The organism is Mammaliicoccus sp. D-M19, from assembly GCF_022386695.1.
Taxonomy (GTDB): domain Bacteria; phylum Bacillota; class Bacilli; order Staphylococcales; family Staphylococcaceae; genus Mammaliicoccus; species Mammaliicoccus sciuri.
The window spans coordinates 221,642-242,201 of sequence record NZ_JAJNHW010000003.1 but is presented as its reverse complement, the minus strand read 5'-3'; the positions used below and the strand labels follow the sequence as shown (position 1 = coordinate 242,201).

22 protein-coding genes are annotated in these 20,560 nt (G+C 32.9%); 14 read left to right on the top strand and 8 right to left on the bottom strand.

What is annotated here, in order from left to right; genetic code table 11:
• Positions 1-316: 316 nt before the first annotated feature.
• Positions 317-1,615: a PTS sugar transporter subunit IIC gene (locus tag LQ675_RS09365; RefSeq protein ID WP_207593408.1), complete on the bottom strand. Its 1,299-nt coding sequence runs from the start codon at positions 1,613-1,615 to the stop codon at positions 317-319.
• Between the two features lie 113 nt (positions 1,616-1,728).
• On the opposite strand from LQ675_RS09365, the gene LQ675_RS09360 reads away from it, so the two are divergent.
• The 8 genes from LQ675_RS09360 (at position 1,729) to LQ675_RS09325 (ending at position 7,846) form a co-directional block, all read left to right on the top strand.
• The gene (locus LQ675_RS09360; protein ID WP_207593409.1) at positions 1,729-2,826 is read left to right on the top strand and encodes a DUF871 domain-containing protein; all 1,098 of its coding nucleotides are present in this window, start codon (positions 1,729-1,731) and stop codon (positions 2,824-2,826) included.
• A gap of 1 nt (position 2,827) precedes the next feature.
• On the top strand, positions 2,828-3,130 hold the full coding sequence (locus LQ675_RS09355; protein ID WP_037589973.1) for a PTS sugar transporter subunit IIB: 303 nt from the start codon (positions 2,828-2,830) through the stop codon (positions 3,128-3,130).
• Between the two features lie 9 nt (positions 3,131-3,139).
• The gene (locus LQ675_RS09350) at positions 3,140-3,457 is read left to right on the top strand and encodes a PTS sugar transporter subunit IIA (RefSeq protein WP_048541235.1); all 318 of its coding nucleotides are present in this window, start codon (positions 3,140-3,142) and stop codon (positions 3,455-3,457) included.
• Between the two features lie 17 nt (positions 3,458-3,474).
• Entirely contained in the window at positions 3,475-4,335 is an 861-nt protein-coding gene (locus LQ675_RS09345; RefSeq protein WP_048541233.1) for an SDR family NAD(P)-dependent oxidoreductase, read from the top strand.
• A 118-nt stretch (positions 4,336-4,453) separates the two neighbouring features.
• Positions 4,454-5,296: a formyltetrahydrofolate deformylase gene (purU, locus tag LQ675_RS09340; protein WP_048541231.1), complete on the top strand. Its 843-nt coding sequence runs from the start codon at positions 4,454-4,456 to the stop codon at positions 5,294-5,296.
• An 86-nt stretch (positions 5,297-5,382) separates the two neighbouring features.
• On the top strand, positions 5,383-6,327 hold the full coding sequence (corA, locus tag LQ675_RS09335) for a magnesium/cobalt transporter CorA (RefSeq protein ID WP_048541229.1): 945 nt from the start codon (positions 5,383-5,385) through the stop codon (positions 6,325-6,327).
• Positions 6,328-6,396: 69 nt separating this feature from the next.
• Positions 6,397-7,266, top strand: coding sequence for an ROK family protein (locus LQ675_RS09330; RefSeq protein WP_048541228.1), 870 nt, complete (start codon positions 6,397-6,399; stop codon positions 7,264-7,266).
• Between the two features lie 13 nt (positions 7,267-7,279).
• Positions 7,280-7,846: a GNAT family N-acetyltransferase gene (locus LQ675_RS09325; protein ID WP_107601947.1), complete on the top strand. Its 567-nt coding sequence runs from the start codon at positions 7,280-7,282 to the stop codon at positions 7,844-7,846.
• 192 nt (positions 7,847-8,038) lie between these two features.
• On the opposite strand, the gene LQ675_RS09320 is transcribed toward LQ675_RS09325, so the two are convergent.
• Together LQ675_RS09320 and LQ675_RS09315 are read right to left on the bottom strand one after the other, a co-directional pair.
• Positions 8,039-8,221: a hypothetical protein gene (locus tag LQ675_RS09320; protein WP_025906889.1), complete on the bottom strand. Its 183-nt coding sequence runs from the start codon at positions 8,219-8,221 to the stop codon at positions 8,039-8,041.
• A gap of 84 nt (positions 8,222-8,305) precedes the next feature.
• Positions 8,306-8,908 carry a nitroreductase family protein gene (locus LQ675_RS09315; protein WP_107601946.1) on the bottom strand — a complete coding sequence of 201 codons (603 nt, stop codon included), beginning with the start codon at positions 8,906-8,908 and terminating at the stop codon, positions 8,306-8,308.
• A 186-nt stretch (positions 8,909-9,094) separates the two neighbouring features.
• Here LQ675_RS09315 and LQ675_RS09310 point away from each other — a divergent pair, with 186 nt between their 5' ends.
• Positions 9,095-9,811, top strand: coding sequence for a tyrosine-protein phosphatase (locus LQ675_RS09310; protein WP_058591211.1), 717 nt, complete (start codon positions 9,095-9,097; stop codon positions 9,809-9,811).
• 71 nt (positions 9,812-9,882) lie between these two features.
• On the opposite strand, the gene LQ675_RS09305 is transcribed toward LQ675_RS09310, so the two are convergent.
• Entirely contained in the window at positions 9,883-11,073 is a 1,191-nt protein-coding gene (locus tag LQ675_RS09305; RefSeq protein WP_048541217.1) for an MFS transporter, read from the bottom strand.
• A gap of 119 nt (positions 11,074-11,192) precedes the next feature.
• Between LQ675_RS09305 and LQ675_RS09300 the strand changes: the two genes are divergently transcribed.
• Positions 11,193-11,564, top strand: coding sequence for a winged helix-turn-helix transcriptional regulator (locus tag LQ675_RS09300; protein ID WP_058591209.1), 372 nt, complete (start codon positions 11,193-11,195; stop codon positions 11,562-11,564).
• A 133-nt stretch (positions 11,565-11,697) separates the two neighbouring features.
• Here LQ675_RS09300 and iadA read toward each other — a convergent pair whose 3' ends face one another.
• A complete protein-coding gene (gene iadA / locus LQ675_RS09295) occupies positions 11,698-12,843 on the bottom strand; it encodes a beta-aspartyl-peptidase (protein ID WP_048541214.1) in 1,146 nt (381 codons plus the stop codon).
• A gap of 208 nt (positions 12,844-13,051) precedes the next feature.
• On the opposite strand from iadA, the gene LQ675_RS09290 reads away from it, so the two are divergent.
• The 3 genes from LQ675_RS09290 to LQ675_RS09280 are packed head-to-tail and all read left to right on the top strand — an operon-like array spanning position 13,052 to position 15,654.
• A complete protein-coding gene (locus LQ675_RS09290; protein ID WP_107601945.1) occupies positions 13,052-14,599 on the top strand; it encodes a M4 family metallopeptidase in 1,548 nt (515 codons plus the stop codon).
• A gap of 52 nt (positions 14,600-14,651) precedes the next feature.
• On the top strand, positions 14,652-14,792 hold the full coding sequence (locus LQ675_RS09285; protein WP_153653931.1) for a hypothetical protein: 141 nt from the start codon (positions 14,652-14,654) through the stop codon (positions 14,790-14,792).
• A 22-nt stretch (positions 14,793-14,814) separates the two neighbouring features.
• Positions 14,815-15,654 carry a helix-turn-helix domain-containing protein gene (locus LQ675_RS09280; protein ID WP_037589104.1) on the top strand — a complete coding sequence of 280 codons (840 nt, stop codon included), beginning with the start codon at positions 14,815-14,817 and terminating at the stop codon, positions 15,652-15,654.
• 82 nt (positions 15,655-15,736) lie between these two features.
• Here the strand turns inward: LQ675_RS09280 and LQ675_RS09275 are convergent, their stop codons facing one another.
• Positions 15,737-16,345, bottom strand: coding sequence for a hypothetical protein (locus tag LQ675_RS09275; RefSeq protein WP_107601944.1), 609 nt, complete (start codon positions 16,343-16,345; stop codon positions 15,737-15,739).
• Between the two features lie 159 nt (positions 16,346-16,504).
• On the opposite strand from LQ675_RS09275, the gene LQ675_RS09270 reads away from it, so the two are divergent.
• Positions 16,505-17,806: a Na+/H+ antiporter NhaC family protein gene (locus tag LQ675_RS09270; RefSeq protein WP_048541205.1), complete on the top strand. Its 1,302-nt coding sequence runs from the start codon at positions 16,505-16,507 to the stop codon at positions 17,804-17,806.
• Positions 17,807-17,901: 95 nt separating this feature from the next.
• On the opposite strand, the gene LQ675_RS09265 is transcribed toward LQ675_RS09270, so the two are convergent.
• Together LQ675_RS09265 and LQ675_RS09260 are read right to left on the bottom strand one after the other, a co-directional pair.
• Positions 17,902-19,137 (bottom strand): ammonium transporter, encoded by a 1,236-nt coding sequence (locus LQ675_RS09265; RefSeq protein WP_048541202.1) that lies wholly within the window; start codon positions 19,135-19,137, stop codon positions 17,902-17,904.
• 117 nt (positions 19,138-19,254) lie between these two features.
• Entirely contained in the window at positions 19,255-20,445 is a 1,191-nt protein-coding gene (locus LQ675_RS09260) for a M20 family metallopeptidase (protein WP_025906878.1), read from the bottom strand.
• Positions 20,446-20,560: the final 115 nt, after the last annotated feature.

Below are 20,560 nucleotides of genomic sequence, written 5' to 3'. Positions count from 1 at the left end.
CATCCATGTCTTTGCTTAACTACTGACTTAAGCCAAGAGATCGTCCAAGTCTTAGCTTAACTCCCTAATTAAGCCAAGAGATCGTCCAAGTCTTAGCTTAACTCCCTAATTAAGCCAAGTGATCACCCAAGTCATGGCTTAACGTCTAACTTAAGCCAAGAGATAGCCGAAGTCATGGCTTAATATCCAACTTAAGCCAAGAGATTCCGCACATTTCGTCTTAATACCTAAATTAAGGCGTGACATTTCCCACATATCACAATAAAAACCCTCAGGAACATATGAAACTGTGTCCCTGAGGGTTCCTCTTTTCCTACTATTTGCCTTCTTTCATATCTTGTTCGATTTGTTCTTTTGATTCGCCGCTTTCTTCTAAGACCATTTTACGGTCGTACATTTTGAAGAATGGGAAATATATTATGACTGAAACAGCGATATTAAATAATACGAGTACAATTGCTCGCCAATCGCCTCCTGTTGCTAAGTATGCACCGATTGGAGCTGGTAATGTCCAAGGTGCCATTACGCTTGTGGCATTTACGAGTCCAAACAATGTTGCTAAGTAGGTTATAACGGTTAATACTAATGGAATGATAATAAATGGAATAACCATGATTGGATTTAATACAATTGGCAATCCAAATATTACTGGTTCATTAATATTAAATAATGATGGTATTGATACAGCTTTACCGAATTTTTTCAAGAACTGAGATTTTGCAAATAATAATATACAAATGACAAGTCCTAATGTAGCACCTGCGCCACCTATCCAAACAAACCATTGGAAAAATGTTTCTGGTGCTATATGCGGTAATGAATCTCCGGCAGCATGTGCTTCTGCATTTTTTGCTAAATAAACTTCCCATAAAGGACGTTCGATTGTCCCGACAATCGACATACCATGAATACCAAATGCCCAGAAGAAAGTTGTTAAGAATACAGGTACAAGTACACCAGGTAGAGTATCACCTGCAAAGACGAGTGGACCTACGATTTTATCAACGAGTGTATGTAAATCAAGTTGGAACACTACTGTAATGATACTCATTGCACCGAGTACAAAAACTACTGGGATTAAAGATTCAAATGAGCGACTTACTGATGGCGGTACTTGAGGTGGCATCTTGATCGTAATATTTTTATTTTTACATAATCGATATATTTCTACTGAGAAGATTGCAACAAACATTGCAACAAATAGACCATGACCGCCTAAATTGGTCATTGGTAATACGAAACCTAATTTTTTATCCATAGTTGGTGCGATTGTTAATAAGAATGCAGCAGTGGAAAGTTGTGCTGCTGACAATGGATCTAAGTCATAGGATTTGGCGAGATTGTAACCTATGCCAAACACAATATACAAACTCATGATAAACATCGTCATTCTATATGGAATTAAAATTTGCTCAGCATGTTCTGTTGCCCACTGAGTAATTGCCCAAGATTCAGGTAACGGTGGTGTCGCAAATATTAGGAAAAATGAGCCGAATATAATAAATGGAAGTGCTGAAATGACCCCGTCACGAATGGCGAGTAAATGACGCTGGTTAGAAAGCTTTGTCATTGGACCTGAAAGTTTGCCTTCTATCCATGTAGCAAAGTTATTCATAAAAAATCCCCCTTCATTTGTAAGCGCTTAAATTTTGTTATAGTATAAACTAAATAGATAAATTATTCAAAATTATAAAAAAAGAAATATATTGCGAATGGAAGTGAAGTTTGATGAAACGGTTAGGAATTTCTTTATATCCAGGAAAATCAAATGAAGATGAAGATATTCAATATATCGAAAAAGCTCATCAGTACGGTTATACGAGAATATTTACAAATTTATTGCAACTTACTGATGAAAATAAAGCGACATTGTTACCTATAATTGAAAAAACAATTCGTTATGCTAAAAATTTAAACTTTGAAATTTTTATAGATGTGGCACCTCGCACATTTATAGTACTAGGCATTGAACCAAATGATTTATCTTTTTTCAATGAGTTAGGTGTAGACGGTATTAGACTTGATGAAGGTGTAGGAGCGAAAGAAACAAGTGACATGACCTATAATCCTTATGGCATTAAGATTGAACTGAATATGAGTGTGATGAATCATTATATTGATAATGTGATGGATTTTGAGCCGAATCGCGCTTGTTTAGTTGGATGTCATAATTTTTATCCGCATCGATATGCAGGAATATCAGAAGCATTCTTTTTAGAAGGTAGTAAAAAATTCAAAAAATATGGTTTAAGAACAGCAGCATTTGTTTCAAGTAAAGTAGGTGACTTTGGACCATGGCCTGTTACTGAAGGTTTGCCTACTTTAGAAGATCATAGAGGTTTACCAGTAACGACTCAAGCGCAACATTTATGGGCTACAGGGTTGATAGATGATGTCATTATCAGCAATTGTTACCCGTCTGAAGCGGAATTAGAGATTTTGAGTCATTTGAAAGATGAACCGATTACATTTGATGCAAAATTATTTGATGAAATTTCTGACTTAGAGAAGAAAATTGCAATCGAAGAGCCACATTTTTATAGAGGTGATGTCAGTGAGTATATGATTCGTTCAACACAAAGTCGTGTGAAATATAAAAGTGAACCATTTCCAGCACATCATACAGTTGCTATTAAACGAGGCGACATATTAATAGACAATGAAGAATATGGTCAATATAAAGGTGAATTACAAATTGCATTAAAGCCAATGCTCAATACTGGGAAAGTCAATGTGATTGGCAGAATTGAGCCACATGATTTACCACTGCTCAACTATTTAAAACCTTGGGCACATTTTAAATTTAATATAAAGGAGAAAGATTAACATGAAAAAAATATTATTAGTTTGCTCAGCGGGTATGTCTACAAGTATGTTAGTTAAAAAAATGCAAGATACTGCAAATAAAGAAGGTAAAGATTATGAAGTTGAGGCGTTAGCTTTATCAGAAGCAGAAACAAAAGTTGATGAAGTAGATGTTATTCTACTAGGACCACAAGTAAGATTTCAAAAAGCACAAGTAGAAAAAGTAGCAAATGGTAAAGTACCAGTAGACGTTATTGATATGCAACAATATGGCATGATGGATGGAGAAGGTGTATTGAAACATGCCGAAAGCTTAATGGAATAAGGTGAGAATATGGAAAAATATGAACAAATTGCTTTTCAAATTATTACAAATGTAGGAATGGCAAAAAGTAATTATATGCAAGCAATTCAAGAAGCAAAAGAAGGTAATTTTGAAACATCTGAGAACTTAGTTTCTGAAGGTAATCAATTTTTAGTTGAAGGACATAAAGTGCATAAGGACCTGATTCAATCAGAAGCTTCAGGTGAGCCTGTTCCTTTAAATTTGTTATTGTCCCATGCTGAAGATCAACTTATTTCTACTGAAGTCATTAAAGAAATGGCTAAAGAACTGATTTATGTACATCAACATTATGTGAAAAAGCAATAAAAATAAGGAGATAAACAATGTCGAATAGAATTCTAGCAATCACTGGACCAACTTCAGGAATAGGAAAATCAACCGTTATTGAATTAGCACACGATTATGACATTATTATTTTGTTATGTAGAAATGTTGATAAAGGCAATGACTTAAAAAAGCTTTTAGAAGCGGAACATCAACATATAACAGTAGATGTCATTAAGTGTAATTTATCAGATTTAGCAAATGTTATGAAAGCTGCGACACTTGTTTTAGAACGATATCCTTTTGTCGACTGTCTTATCAATAATGCAGGCGTCATGTCATTAACAAGACAAAAAACAGTAGATGGTTACGAATTAATGTTTGGTACGAACTATTTAGGACACTTTATGCTAACGCATATATTATTTGGTTCAATTATGAATAGTCATGACAAACAAATTATTATCGTATCATCTGGCGCATATTTATTTGCACATCTTGGAAGACGAAACTTTAAATATCCTTTAAGGTTTAATCCGATTAAGTCTTATGGAAGATCTAAGCTTGCGACTTTATATTTTATGCAAGAATTACATGAAAAATTTTCAAAAGATGGCTTACATGTAACGGCAGTACATCCAGGTGCTGTTTCAACTAATTTAGGAAAAACAAAATATAATCAAACATTTGGGAACTTAGTTTATAAAATATTTGATCCATTATTTATATCTCCTAAAGAAGGCGCTAAGTCGACGATTAAAGTATCGAAGGATAAAAATTTGTATAAAGGTGAATATGTTCAAGAAGGAAAGATTACAAAACTCAAATCACATGGACTTAATTACTATGACCGCAAAAGATTAATTCGTGAAACGTTAGCATCATTACAACTAGACCAATTTATGTATTGGGAAAAATAATAAATGAATACGTTTACATCTAAAACTGATGATGTAATTTATTGTTTTCTTTTAAATTAAATTTTATAATAGTTGATATTGTAAGAATATTTCCAAAATTAATCAAAGGATGAGGCACATGAGTAAGCATTATATATTATTGGCTGATTGTAAAGATGAAATTGGCATTACGTCATTAATATCCACTATTATAAAAGATACAAATTCAAATATATTTCATTTAGATCACTATACAGACATTCAAGAAGAAGAAAACCATTTATATTTACGTATAGAATTTGATAAAAACGATGAAGTTAAATCGCTTTTAGAGAATGAACTAACAAATAGAAAGATTAATTTTCAAATTTTTGATGCTGAAGAAAAAGTGAAAACAGCGTTACTTGTGTCTAAAGAAGACCATGCGTTAAGTGAAATTATGTTACGTGCGAATAGACAAGAATTTCCGATTGAAATCAGTTGTGTCATTAGTAATCACGAGAATAATCGCAAATTTGTTGAGGATATGGGCATTCCTTTTCATCATGTCAGCGTAACTAAAGAAACTAAGCGTGAAAGTGAAGATGAAATTACAAGAATTTGTGAAAGTTACAATGTCGATTTACTTGTACTTGCGAAATACATGCAAATATTATCACCAGTATTTGTTGAAAGACATCACTTGAAAATTATTAACATTCACCATTCATTCTTGCCGTCATTTATTGGTGCCAACCCTTATAAACAAGCCTATACAAGAGGTGTTAAATTAATAGGGGCTACAAGTCATTATGTTACGGAAGACTTAGATGCAGGACCAATTATTGAGCAGGATGTTGTAAGAGTTAATCATAGATATACTGCACAAGATATGAAGCATACAGGTAGACATGTTGAATCTCAAGTATTAGCAAGAGCGGTGCAATGGCATTGTGAACATAAAGTTATCGTAAATGGTAATAAGACAGTCGTATTTTCATAACTTTTTTTTAGTAGTGAGTATATTTGCTCACTGCTTTTTTAGTTGTATAATATGAAATAAAGTAAAGTGAAAATGGTGTGAAAAAGATGATTAAAACTTATTATGTCAATTTAAAGGATGAAATAAAGGAAACGAATTCACCTAAAGATATTTCAGAAGAGAAAAAATGGATATGGGTTGATTTAAATGAGCCAACTAAAGAAGAGTCCGAAATATTAGTTGATTATTTTGATTTTCACCCTTTATCAGTAGAAGATGCAACACAAGTTCAACAAAGACCGAAGTTTAAACAATATGACGATTATCAATTTATTGTATTCCATGCATTAGATTTAAAGACTTTAGAGTCTGAAGAAGTGGATATCTTTATTGGTGATGATTTTATCGTGACATTCCATAGAGAACGTTATGAAGAAATCGATACGATCAAAAGAAAACTATTTAATGAAACGATCGAAATAAATGAACCTAAAGATATATTATTAAATATTCTAGATGATATTGTAGACAACTATTTTCCGTTTATTTACGACATTGAAGACAAGGTGTTTAATTTCGAAGATCGTCATAATTTAGATATTACAACAAAGACGTTAATTGATGACACATTTGATTTAAGACAAGAGTTGCTAATTATTAAAAGAACTGTTCAACCAATGAAGGATTTAGTATATAGAATGCGTGAAGGTAAAGTGTTGCATCTTAATGAACAACAATTTCTATATATTACGCATATTAATGACCATCTTATGAAACAAATGGAAATGGTAGATTCATCACGTGAAATGACAAGTGATATTCGAGATAATTATATTTCTTTGAATTCATTCAAGATGAACAATATAATGAAAATATTAACTATTTATTCTGTTGTGTTTATGCCATTAACATTAATTGCAGGTATTTATGGGATGAACTTTACAAATATGCCTGAACTCGAATGGCATTCAGGCTATTATATTGTCCTTATTATTATGGCTGTTATAGCAATTATTATGTTAATCGTCTTCAAGAAGAAGAGATGGTTCTAATGAATAATTTCGTTATGATTCTGAATATAACTTATGAAAATAAATAAAATGGGAAAGAGTGTGAGATAAGTGAAACTTCTAGGAGCGATTGAAGCGGGTGGAACGAAATTTGTATGTGCAGTTGGAGATGAAGATTTAAATGTAATTGAACGCATCTCAATACCAACAACTGAGCCGTCAGAAACATTACCTAAAGTTATAGAATTTTTTAAACAATATCAAATTAGTAGTATAGGTATAGGATCATTTGGACCGATAGATATCAATAAAGATTCTGATACATATGGTTATATCACTTCGACACCAAAAATTGCGTGGCAGAATTTTGATTTTATAGGTGCAGTTCAAGAGCATTTCGATGTACCTGTAGCATTTACGACAGATGTAAATGCCTCTTTATATGGAGAGTATCAAAAAGGAATCGCAAAAAATATTGACTCAGCGGTTTACTATACAGTAGGTACAGGTATCGGCGGCGGTGCAATCGTTAAAGGGAAAATTGTACAAGGATTAAGTCATCCTGAAATGGGACATATGTCTATTAAAATTCATAAAGATGATCAAGACTTTGAAGGTAATTGTCCATATCACGGTAATTGCTTAGAAGGTTTAGCTTCAGGACCAGCAATCGAAAAAAGAGCAGGTATTTCTGCCAAAGAAATTCATGAAAATGATAAAGATTGGGACATCGTTGCTTATTACATTGCTCAAGCAGCACTTAATACGGCATTAATGTTATCTCCTGAAAAAATCATTTTTGGTGGTGGTGTAATGCATCAAACACATTTATTAAAAAAAGTGCATGAGCAATTTGAACTATTAAATAACAATTATATTGCAGTGCCACCAGTTGAAACATATATTGTTACACCAAGTTTAAATGATGACCAAGGTATAATCGGTTGTTTAGCATTGGCGTTGAACGAATATCAATCATAAGTAGGTGTTAAGTATGAATGTATTAGTCGAATTAGCAGAAAATCAAATATTAGAAACAGAAAGACTTATTTTAAGACCTATTAATTTGAATGATATTGAGTCATTATTCGAATATGCATCTGATATTGAGAATACAACACATGTATTTCCAACACACTCATCTATAGAAGAAACTAAAAATGTGATTGCTCGATATTATATGAACGCACCATTAGGAAAGTATGGAATTGAATTAAAATCCGAAAATAAACTAATAGGTACAATCGATTTAAGAGTTGAACAAGAACATAAACGCGGAGAACTCGGTTATGCCCTTAACTTAAAATATACAGGTAATGGCTATATGACAGAAGCGGGATTAGCATTGCTATCACTATCATTTGAAACATTAGGACTTAATCAAGTAAAAGCAATGCACAGTACAATTAATCCTAAATCAGGCGAAGTGATGAAAAGACTCGGCATGAAGAAAATAGGGGTCATGCCTAAAAATAGAATTCATAAAGAAAAAATAGTAGACGATGTCATTTATGCCATAACGGATGCAGAATATGCAGAAATGGTAAATCGTGAGAAGTAGTGGTGTGGTGTAGGTTAAAGTCTTGAGTCGTGGCTTAAGTACAGAATAAAGCCAAGAGATTGTGTAAGTCATGGCTTAAGTACCAAGTAAAGCCAAGGCTTTCGCACCATTCATACCACCATCCACCCCAAACAAAAAACAACCTGAACTTACATAAGTTCAGGTTGCTCATAATCGGAAAGCAGCTTATGTTTAAGCTGCTTTTTTCATTTTTGTTAAAACTTTGAGTCCATATGCAAAGATACCGTATCCTACTAATGAACTTGGTAACCAAGTTTTAGTTAACGTGCTATCATTTTTTCTACTGAATAATGCATATGGCACGAACGTTGAAATTAAGTAAAGTACTAGAACTTTTTGATACCGTTTGTTCATTTTAAACACCTCACTTTGTTACTTTTATTATAGTACTTTTTCATGCATGATTGAGGTGAGTTTTTTACAAATTTAGAACATTCGCTATTCGAATTTTGCAAATGCTGATGCTGGTATACGTGAAGCTCTGTCATTATTCATTTCACCTTTACCAATTGAGATAAGCATTGCTGGTACTAAGTTATCTTCAATATTAAATGCATCAATTACTGCTTGTTTGTCAAAGCCTATCATTGGGCAAGTTGCAAGTCCAGCATCTTCACTGACTAACATTAAACTCATTGCAAATAATGAAGCACCACGTATTGCTTCGTCTCTTCTGTTTGAATCACTTTCAAAGAATTGGTGGACACTTTGTATTAATCCTGATTTCTTATCAGCTGGTATATGTTTATGGTCTATCCAATCATCTGCGATATCACCAATTGTTTCATGTGCATTTAAGTCACCTAAAATAATAAATGTCGCGCTAGATTCTTTTATTTTAATTTGTTTATTAGCCGCGGTATATAATTTTTCTTTTGCTTCATCTGTATCAACAACGATTACTTTCCATTGTTGTAAGTTCCAAGCTGAAGGTGATAATGCAGCTTGATCTAATAAATTATAAATTGTTTCTCTATCTAAATCGTATGGCTCATAAGATTTAACAGAGCGTCTTCTTTCTAATGCTTTTGCTAATTCCATGTTTTTCCCACTCCTTATATGTCGATATTTTTATGTTCATATAAAATAGTCTTAAAAACAACTTTTCTGCTTATTTACAAAAATCAGTCATTTTAATACTGGTTACAAACAGTTATTTGTTACAATATAAGTAATAAGGGAATAAAGTTGTATGATTATAGATACGTGACAAAAGGAGAGGTGCACATGATAGATATTCATAATCATTTATTATATGGATTAGACGATGGTCCATTAGATGAGGAAAGTATGCTAGAACTTGCAAGAGAAGCTGAGAAAATAGGTATAACAGATATAGTTGCAACACCTCATTATATAAAACATCGATTTAGAAATAATGCCGATATCGTTAAAAGTAGAACTGAAGAAGTACAATCTATATTAAATGATCATCATATTGATATTAAAGTTTATCCTAGCCAAGAGATTCATATGTTTGGTGAGGAACTTGAAGGATTAGAATCTGGTGAATTGTTACCTATTACTGAAGGTTCAAGATATGTGTTAATTGAGTTTCCATTTTTCTCGATACCAGAATTCGCTGAACAAACATTTGAAAAGTTATTTAATGCAGGATACCGTCCGATATTAGCTCATCCAGAACGTATCATTCCTATTCAAGATGATCCGCAAATTTTATTTGATTTAATTGATAGAGGCGCATTATGTCAAGTTACAGCAGGCTCTTTAGTTCATAAATATGGTGAAGATGCTAAAAGAGTAGCTGATTATTTATTAGAACAAGATGCGATTCATATTGTCGGAAGCGATGCTCATAATACGTCTAATAGAAACTTTCATATTAAAGAAGCTTATGAATTTTTAGAACGTACAAAAGGTATTGAGACTGTCATACGATTGAAAGAGAATGCCCGAAAAATATTAAAAAATGAAGAAATATGAAGTATTTAAAAAGCGAGAAAAGCATGAGGTACCAGTTGATATCTCATACATTTCTCGCTTTTTTATTATTACTAAGTTGTTTGTAAAGGTTCAGTTGTTTCATGCTTGTTGACGACAAACATTAAGATACTTGCTACAAGCACCATGATGAATGCGAAATAAGGTGTACTAGATAATGTTAAATGATTTAATATAAATCCACCAATAACAGATCCAAGTGTAATACCTATGTTAAATGCAGATATGTTTAAACTTGAAGCGAAATTGACAGTTTCTTTACTATTACGTTCAGCAAAAAGTACGACAATAAGTTGTAAGCCGGGTACATTCATAAATGCGAATAGTCCCATTAATAATATACTGATAAGACCAACGACATGAAAATGTATCGTAAATCCGACTAGTAATAACGTTAATGCTTGTAATAGAAAAATAATCGTTAATGATTTTGTTGGCGCATGGTTTGTTAATTTTCCACCTAATGTATTACCAATTGCAACCATTACACCATACAATATTAAAATAATAACAATACTATTTGTTTCATACCCTAAAATATTCGTTAAAATTTCAGTCATATATGTGTAAACAACAAATGTACCACCGTAGCCAAGCGCTGTAATTAAATAAATAGACATAAGTGGTTTGTTCTTAAAGACAGCAAGTTGTTTAATAATAGGTGCTTGCTCATATTCTGTTAAATTTTTTGGAACGAATGATATATTTGCGATTAAACTAATGAGTCCTATTAAAGCAATCGTATAGAATGACATTTCGTAACCGAAGTTTTGACCGACCCAAGTTCCAAATGGGACACCTGTAATCGTTGCAACTGTTAAACCTGTAAACATCATGGCGATGGCACTTGAACGTTTATGCGCAGGGACTAAGTCAGCTGCAATGGTTGTTGCAATAGACATGAATACACCATGTGAGAAAGCACTGAGGACTCTCATAGCTAGTAATAAACTAAATGATGTTGCAAGTCCTGCAAATACATTAGCAATAATAAACACAACCATAATGAGTATCAAAACAGTCTTTCTTTTCATATTGTTTGTTAAAGGCGTTAAGATAGGTGCGCCAACTGTAACACCAATTGCATATAAAGATACAGTAAGTCCTGCTAATGGGATCGTCACATCAAAGGCGTCTTTAATTAATGGGAGTAACCCAACGCTAATAAATTCCGTAGAACCAATAGCAAAAGCTGAGATAGCAAGTGATATAAGTGCGAGTTGATTCGAAAATTTGTTTTTCAATTTTTAAATTCCTTCCTTTATTATAAGATATGTGATATTTTAAAACGTAATAAGATAAATAGGAAGTACGCACTTTAAAGTCATATAGGTACTAAAAAGTGCCTTAGGGAGGAATCATGATGGAAGTTACGGAATATAATATTGGTGTAGAAGCAACGATAGATGTCATTGGCGGTAAATGGAAGCCAGTTATACTGTGTCATTTAAAGCATGGGACAATGCGAACATCTGAACTTAAAAAAGCTATTCCGCATATTACACAGAAAATGTTAACGCAACAATTAAGAGAGTTAGAAAAAGATGGCATTATTAATCGAATTGTATATCAACAAGTACCACCAAAAGTTGAATACGAGATATCAGAATATGGTAGTACATTAAATGAATTACTAGAGCACTTATGTAAATGGGGAGAATTCCATATTAAAAAACGTAAAGAAGATGGCGAGCAAATAGAGCTTGATTCCATAGAATTTATAGATGGTGTTTAAGTAGGAAGTGTAAATAAGGCAGCTGTTAGTAACAAAAGTAGGCGGAAGTGTAACTAAGAGCGCCCATAGTAACAAAACTTGGAAGAAGTGTAAACAAGCAGGGACAAATTTTTGTCCCTGCTTGTTGTGTATCTTATTCAAACATACCTTTTCTAATCATTTTATAATCTGAAAGCATATGTTGTCCTTTTGCAAATACATCTTTTATTCGTTTCTTTTTCACATCAATTATTAATATATCTGCATCATAATGTTCTTCGATATGACCTTTATGATGTAGTGTTAATACGTTTACGACATTTGAAGTAAATAAAGCAATTACTTCTTCCCAGTTCGAGTCTTGTACCAATAAATTAAATAATTGGTCTGTTAACGTGCTGCATTTTGCAACGTCATAACCTACAAGTTGATTGTGTTCATCGAATTTAGGTAAACTGCCATGTCCATCTGAAGAAACCGTCAATTTCGAAATGTCGCCTCCATGTTCTCGGTAATAATTGACGTATTCTACTGTATTTGTACTTGCTGTTAAGTCAACATACACACCTTTATGACTTAATGAAATACCTTCTTCTAACAAATCTATACCTTTATCAAAATGTGTAACATATAGTTTGTTCGGTTTAACATCATAATGCTCGATTAGGTCATGAATTTGTTTCAATTTATGTTTACCTGTACCTATATGAAAATGTGTTACACCAGCTTTTCCACTTAGCATACCGCCAACTGTTGTATCCGCCACAATTCTTGAGAGCTCTTCAGTTGTTGGAATTGATGATCTGAAATCATTTATAGCTATCTCGCCAGTGCCAATCACTTTATCAATTAAAAATAAATCTTCTTTGATGGAGTTTGTAATTGTAGTAACGGGTAGGTGATAATTACCTGTGTACATATATGTAGAGACACCTTCAGCTTCTAATGCTTGAGCTTTTGCATATAAACTCGTTAGCGTTCGAGAAATACCATCTGTACCGATCAATCCAACTACGCTTGTAATACCATTTGATATTAAATGCGTTAATTGAACTTCTGGCGTTCTTGTCACATAACTCGCTTCTCCTCCACCTCCTAGCAAGTGAATATGTGGGTCTATAATCCCTGGCATAACCGTATATCCTGTAGCATCGATGATCTTTAAGTTTGGATCCAGTTGCTTTATTAATTCAATATCTATATCTCCGATTTTAATAATAGATCGCCCTTGAATAAGTATCGATTGCTGACCCATATAGTTTGGTGAATATAAATCACCATTTTTAATAATTGTAAACATCAGCATCCTCCTTTAAAGCTTTCTTTATCTATATATTTTAGAGCAAGTATATCGTGAAATCAAAATGTAGCAAACTAAATTAATATATGTCGATATTCTATATGTAATATAAATGTAATATAAAATTACACTTTTTATAATGACTTTATACTTCATGTTATATATAATTAAGTTGTACTTATTCTAAAAATATATAGGGGTGGATTAAATGTATCGATCGAAAAAAATTTTATCAGTAGGTTTTACTTCAGTTATGGCTTTGACTTTAGGATTATCAAATGTGGCTAGTGCGAAAGAAAGTAGCCCTTTAGATCAAAAGGAATTAAAATCAATTCCTAAACAAGAAATTAACACAAAAGCTGAAGCACAAGAGATTTTGAGTCAATTACCAGGCAATCCAAATATTAAGAAAAGTTACAAACAATTTGAAGTAGCAAATGAATTTAAAGATAACTTAGGATATACGCATTATACTTTGAAACCTAAAGTAGATAACTACGTTGTCGAAGATAAAGAAGTCAAAATACATACCAATCATAATCAAGAATTAGAACTCGTCAATGGGGATGTCAATACAGAAAAAGTTACATATACAAATAAACAAAGCTTATCTAAAGATGAAGCGGTTAATAAAGCTTTTGAAAGTATCGGCGTGAGTCAAAATGAAGTGAAAAATATTAAAGGACAAAAAGTCGTTAATAAAGATGAATTAGTGATCAATGCTGAAAAGAAAAAATTAGTCTATAATGTTGAAATTATTTATTTAGATCCTAAACCAGCACGTTGGGAAATTAAAATTGATGCTGAGACTGGTGAAGTTCTAAGTAAGAAAAATAAAATTGAACATATTGCTGGTAGTGGTGTAGGTGTTAATGGGGATATTAAAAAGCCACTCAATTTAACTAAAATAAGCAATGGCTATGGTTTACAAGATGAAACACATTCTGGAACAATCCATACTTATGATGCAAAGAATGGAACGTCTAGCTTCTCACTTATGACAGATACGGATACAAACTTTAATAGTAAAAATCAAGCTGCAGGTGTGGATGCGCATTTTAATGCTGCTAAAACATATGATTACTATTTAAATACACACAATAGAGATAGTTATGATGGAAACGGTGCAGAAATTAATTCTATTGTTCATTTTGATAGAAATTATAATAATGCCTTTTGGAATGGCCAATACATGGTGTATGGAGATGGAGATGGCAAAACATTTACGTCATTGTCAGCTGCAGATGATGTTGTTGCACATGAATTAACACATGCTGTTACTGAACATAGTGCAAATCTTGTATATGAGAATCAACCAGGTGCTTTAAATGAATCGATGTCAGATGTGTTTGGTTACTTCGTTGACCCTGATGACTGGTTAATGGGAGAAGATGCATACACACCAGGTAAACCAGGTGATGGATTAAGAAGTCTTTCTAATCCAGAACAATATAATCAACCTGCACATATGAATAATTATCAGAACTTGCCAAATACTGAACAAGGTGATTATGGTGGCGTGCATATTAATAGTGGTATACCAAATAAAGCAGCTTATTTAACGATTACTAAAATTGGAAAAGAAAAATCAGAAGACATCTATTATAGAGCTTTAACACAATACTTAAGTTCAAACTCTTCATTCTTAGATGCTAAATTTGCATTAAAACAAGCAGCATCTGATTTATATGGTGCAAACTCAACTGAAGTACAACAAGTAGTCAATGCTTGGAATTCAGTAGGCGTAACTGGATAAAATAATTGTATTTTCACACATTGAGACTTAAAATAAAGAGGAGGACATTAACATGCAGAATCCGAAACATATGATACATCGTAAAATGCTTATGAATGGAGGTCGTGTATATTTGACGGGACAAATATGCACAGCAACACCGATACCAGATGATATGCATAGCGTGGGTTATTCAAACATGTTAATTCGATAACTGAATACGGGGAGCGTTATATATGAAATTAGGAGAACGTGTCAAACAAAGGAGAATAGATTTAAAGCTATCTCAACAGAACTTAGCGCAAGGTATTGCGACTCAAAGTCAAATTTCAAAAATAGAAAAGAATGAATTACAACCGGGATCTCAACTACTATTTAACATTTCAAGAAGATTAAATTGTAGTATGGACTATTTATATATTGGTGATGAGTTAGATACACAATTAGAACAGAAGTTAAAAGTAATAGAAAGATTGTTAGAAGAGCGTGATTATGATGCACTAATACCTATTATAGATGGCAATTATTTATCAAATAGTTCAACAGATGAAATTGCTGCTTCGAAGTGGGTAAGATCTATTATTACTTTTTATAAGCATGATGATGTTGAACAATCTCTACAACTAATAGAAGAAGCTTATCGTTTAATGGATCATAATATGTATGAGAAATTACAAGTTTCTATCTGTAATACGCGCGCTATTTACTACTATAGACAGAATGAAAATGAAAAAGCAAAGTCATCACTAGAACAAGGTTTAGAAATTGCTAAACGCTATAATGTAGATGATAATTATCAAATCAAATTGTTATATACATTATCTAATATTTACTCGAATGAAAAAGCTTATGACAGATGTTTAGCTTATGCTCAATCTGCATTAGATATTACGATTAAATCGAATAGATATATGTTATATAGTGAATTAGTTTATAATATTGTGCAATCACGATTAGAGATGGGCATTCTAAATGATACAGATAAGAAACAATTAGACATTGCACTTTTCTTAAGTGAACAATCTAAAAAACATAACATCACAATATTAATTAGAGATTTAATGAAAACTTTATAAACAAAAATACTTTCATAACCAATTCTTCTAAACGAATAGGATATGAAAGTATTTTTTATTTTTGAATGACTTGAAGGATGGTTTATGTCGTTAATTCAGATTCAAGTTTAGAAGCTAATTGTTGAATAGCTTTAAAGTCATGTCTGTCTTTATAAGGATATGTATAATTGAGCGTCTGTAAGATATGTAAGATAAGCGCTTCTTCTAATATGACATGTTTATTGTTCAAAATAGTCGTCGTAATCTTTTCAGGATTGTAATCTTTAATGATTTCATATATGTATAACTTCGCGAAATAATACGCTATCACATCGTTTAATAAATCATATTTATGACATAGAGACTCTATAAATAAATATAAATGTGCGTTATCTTCTAATTGAATTGAAGCATCTTCTTTATATGTCCCAACAAGAAAATAAATATCTGGCCTTAAATATGTTTGATATTGCTTTAGAAATTTCAGCCTTACTTCAAAGATAATATGAACTAATTTCGTGTTTATTTTTAAAATTAAGGGAAGGTCTTGTTCTAATTTAAGAAGCGTTGGATGGATATTTTGACATAGTACATGTTCATCATAACCTGCATGTTGAAACTCTGTACGATACTTTGTAAAATATGAAAGCCTAGACTGTTCATTTAAATGAAAGTTATTAAAAAAATCATTAATTGTATTACTAATAATCATAATTGAACCCCTTAACATTTGCTTTAATCTTATGATAGTTATATTACCTGATTTTGATGAATTAATCATCAAATGGTAAAATTAAAAATTAATAATTGACGAGAATCAATATGTCCTGTACCCTTTTAAAGTATTCAAGATATTTAAGAGGAGAAAATAATGAATCAAATTAATCATAAAGGATCATTTATAGCTTTATTACCGTTAATCGTATTTGTAACGCTGTTTATAGGTACTGGATTAATCATGAAAGATTTTAATTACTTACCTTTAAATGTAGCGATTCTTATTGCGGCAGTCTTTGCATGTGCCATGTATCCAAAGACACCTTTAGCTAAGAAATTAGATATATTTACAAAAGGCGCAGCTCATCCTAACATTTTATTAATGGTATTTGTCTTTTTAATGGCAGGTGCGTTTAGTCAAACAGCTAAAAGTATGGGTGCTGTAAGTTCAACTGTTAATTTAGGATTATCTTTAATTCCCGGACAGTTTTTATTAGCAGGTTTATTCATAGTTGGTGCATTTATTTCAGTAGCTATGGGTACATCAATGGGAACAGTAGCAGCATTAGCACCGGTAGGCGTAGGTATCTCAGAAGCGACAGATATCTCACTTGCTTTAACAACAGCAACTGTCGTAGGTGGTGCAATGTTCGGTGATAACTTATCAATGATTTCAGATACAACCATCGCAGCAGTTAGAACGCAACAAACGAAAATGAGCGATAAATTTAAGATGAATTTCTTAATTGTATTACCTGGTGCAATCTTAACAGTGCTTATTCTATGGTTTGTTACAAAAGATGCAGGTATGACAGATGCCAGTCAAGGTGGCTATAGTATCATTAAAGTCATTCCATATTTATTTGTATTAATTAGTGCGTTATGTGGGATGAACGTATTGATGGTATTAGTGCTTGGTGTCATCGTAGCAAGCTTAATAGGATTATTAGACGGCTCATTTACACTTGGAGAAAACTTAAAAGCAATCTCAGATGGACTTATCGGCATGCAAGATATTTCTATGATTGCATTATTAATCGGCGGTATGATTGGTCTAATAGAATATCACGGCGGAATAAAATGGTTGCTCAATACCGTAACGAAACGCTTAAAATCTAAACGCGGCGCAGAATTTGGTATTGCCAGTTTAGTAGGCGTGACGAATTTAGCAACAGCTAACAACACAATTTCAATCATTACAGCAGGACCACTCGCCAAAGAAATAGCAGATGATTATCAAATTGATCGCAGAAAATCAGCAAGTATATTAGATATATTTGCAAGTACAGTACAAGGAATTATCCCATACGGCGCACAAGTATTAGCAGCAACAAGCGTCGCAGGAATATCAACAGTATCACTATTACCATATTCATTTTATCCATATTTATTAGGCATATGCGGTATCGTGTCTATTATAATAGGCTATCCACGTAAGAAGAAAGAAGCGGAATAAGCTTAAATATTAATATTATAAACAAAAACAAGCATATCACGTTATGACTGAATGATTCAGTTAAGTGATATGCTTGTTTTTTCATAGCTATATTTTTATGCTTTTTCTTGTTTGAGTTCGTATCCATATGCGGTTTCGCCATGGAAGACGGCATCTAAGCCTTCTAGTTCTGCTTTTTCGTCTGTTCTTAATGTTGTAAAGATACTGATGATTTTAGCGATGATGTAAGTCATAATTCCACTAAATGCGATTGTTACGACGACGGCAACGATTTGTACGACTACTGGCATAATGCCACCACCAAAGAATACACCGTCTGCTATTGTTGAGTTAACGCTAGAATTTTGGAATAAACCTGTTCCTATTGCACCAACGATGCCTCCAAATCCATGTAAACCGAATGCATCTAATGCATCATCATAGTTAAGTAATACTTTAAGGTGCGTGATAACATAGTAACAAACGAATCCACCTAATATTCCTAGAATCATTGCACTTCCGTAACCGACAAAACCTGCTGCTGGTGTAATCGTTACGAGTCCTGCTAACATTCCTGATAACGTTCCGATTAAAGTGACCTTTTTCTTTTGAATATATTCAAAGATAGACCAACCGGCAATACCTGCACATGATGCTAATATTGTATTAACAAATGCGAGCATGGCAACTGAATCGAAAGTGAGTGCTGATCCTGTATTAAAGCCAAACCAACCGAACCATACGAGAATACCACCGATTAGAGTAATGACTAAATTATGTGGTGGTTTTTTATTGCTAGGCTTTCTAGAACCAAGTAGTAGGGCAAGTACAAGTCCAGAAACACCAGATGAAATATGGACTACTGTACCACCAGCAAAATCAATTGCACCAAGTTTGTGAATCCAGCCGCCACCCCATACCCAATGTGCTACTGGGCTATAAACTAGAATGACCCATAAACTCATAAAGATTAAAAATGGTCCGAATTTCATTCTTTCAGCTACTGAACCAGTAAGAATTGAAACGGCAATGGTACAAAATGTTAATTGGAAAAGCATAAATAATGCGAATGGAATGGTTTCACTAAAATTACCATTAGGTGTGAATCCAACTCCGTTTAATAACGCATGTGAGAAATCACCTATCCATAAATTGTTACCGCCAAAACTAATAGAAAATCCTATTAATACCCACGTGAATGTTACAACAACAATTGCTGAAATACTGTGCATGGAAGTATTTAAAACATTTTTAGATTGAACTAATCCTCCGTAAAATAATGCTAATCCAGGTGTCATTAACCAAACTAACAACGTACATCCGAATAATAAAAGTGTATCTGTCTGACTCATCTTCCCTCAACTCCTTATTTTTTTAAAAGTATAAAATATAAAATAAGAAAAAAGAAATATGAGTCAGGTAAATTTACACTTGGTGTGACATTACTTAACATCTGTTAAGTAAATTGATTATTGAACACCTAAATAATCAAAGGTAACAGCAGCTACTGATTTGGCTGCAATAAGTAGAGAACCTTCATCAATATCAAATTTAGGATGATGATGAGGGAATGTTTCTTTATCTTTTGGACTTGCACCTACATAGAAGAATGTACAAGGTAATTCTTTTGCATAGTAAGCGAAATCTTCTGATGGTGGTTGTGGTTCGCAACGTTCAACACTTTTAACTTCAGGAATATTAGCCGCTTCAATTGCTTTCGCAACTTGTTTCGTTAATTCAGGATCATTATATAGAACTGGATAATCTCTCGTATATTCAAGTTCACATTGAACACCATACATAGATTCTAGACCTTTAGAAAGTCGTTTAACTTCTGATTCAATGAGTTGTAGTGTTTCTTCGTTCATACCTCTAACGTCACCTTCAAGTGTGACTTCATTTTTAATGATATTAAACTGTCCTTTACCATCAAATGAACCGATAGAAATAACGCCCATATCAAATGGATTCAATCTTCTTGAAACGATTGTTTGTACAGACATGACAAAGCTACTTGCTGCAACAATTGGGTCATTTGCTAAATGTGGTGACGAACCATGACCACCACGACCTGTGATTTTTAATTTAAATATATTTCGACCAGATTGAACATTGCCTTCTCTATAATAAACGTGATCACTTTCAAGTGCGCTCATGACATGGACGCCGATGACATTATCAACGCCATCAAGAATGCCATCTTTAATTAAGTATTGTGAACCACCAGGTGGCTTTTCTTCAGCAGGTTGGTGAATGATGACAATCTTACCTTTAAGTTGATCTTTCACTTCAATTAAAGTTTCAGCAAGGACCATCATATAAGCAGTATGCGCGTCATGACCACATGCATGCATGACACCCTCATTCTTAGAACTGAAAGGTAGGCCGGTATCTTCTTTTATTGGTAAAGCATCGAAATCAGCGCGTAACGCTAATGTCTTACCTGGTTTACCAGAATCAATTGTTACTTTAATACCGTAAATGCCTTCTCCTCCGATATGCGTTTGCAATGTTACATCTTTATCTTTATAAAAGTCTGCAATATACTGGGCTGTCTCTTTTTCTTCAAAAGATAACTCAGGATGCTCATGTAAGTATCTTCTGATTTCAATCATTTTATTTTCTTTCTTAGATAATCTTTCATAGAAATCATTTAACATATCAAGTTTCTCCTTATATTTGTTTAATTTAATTATAATAGAAATTTTTGAAAAATTGTTGTTAGAAGCGTAAATGGGTGTTGACATAACATGACAATGGGCGTAGAATGATTGA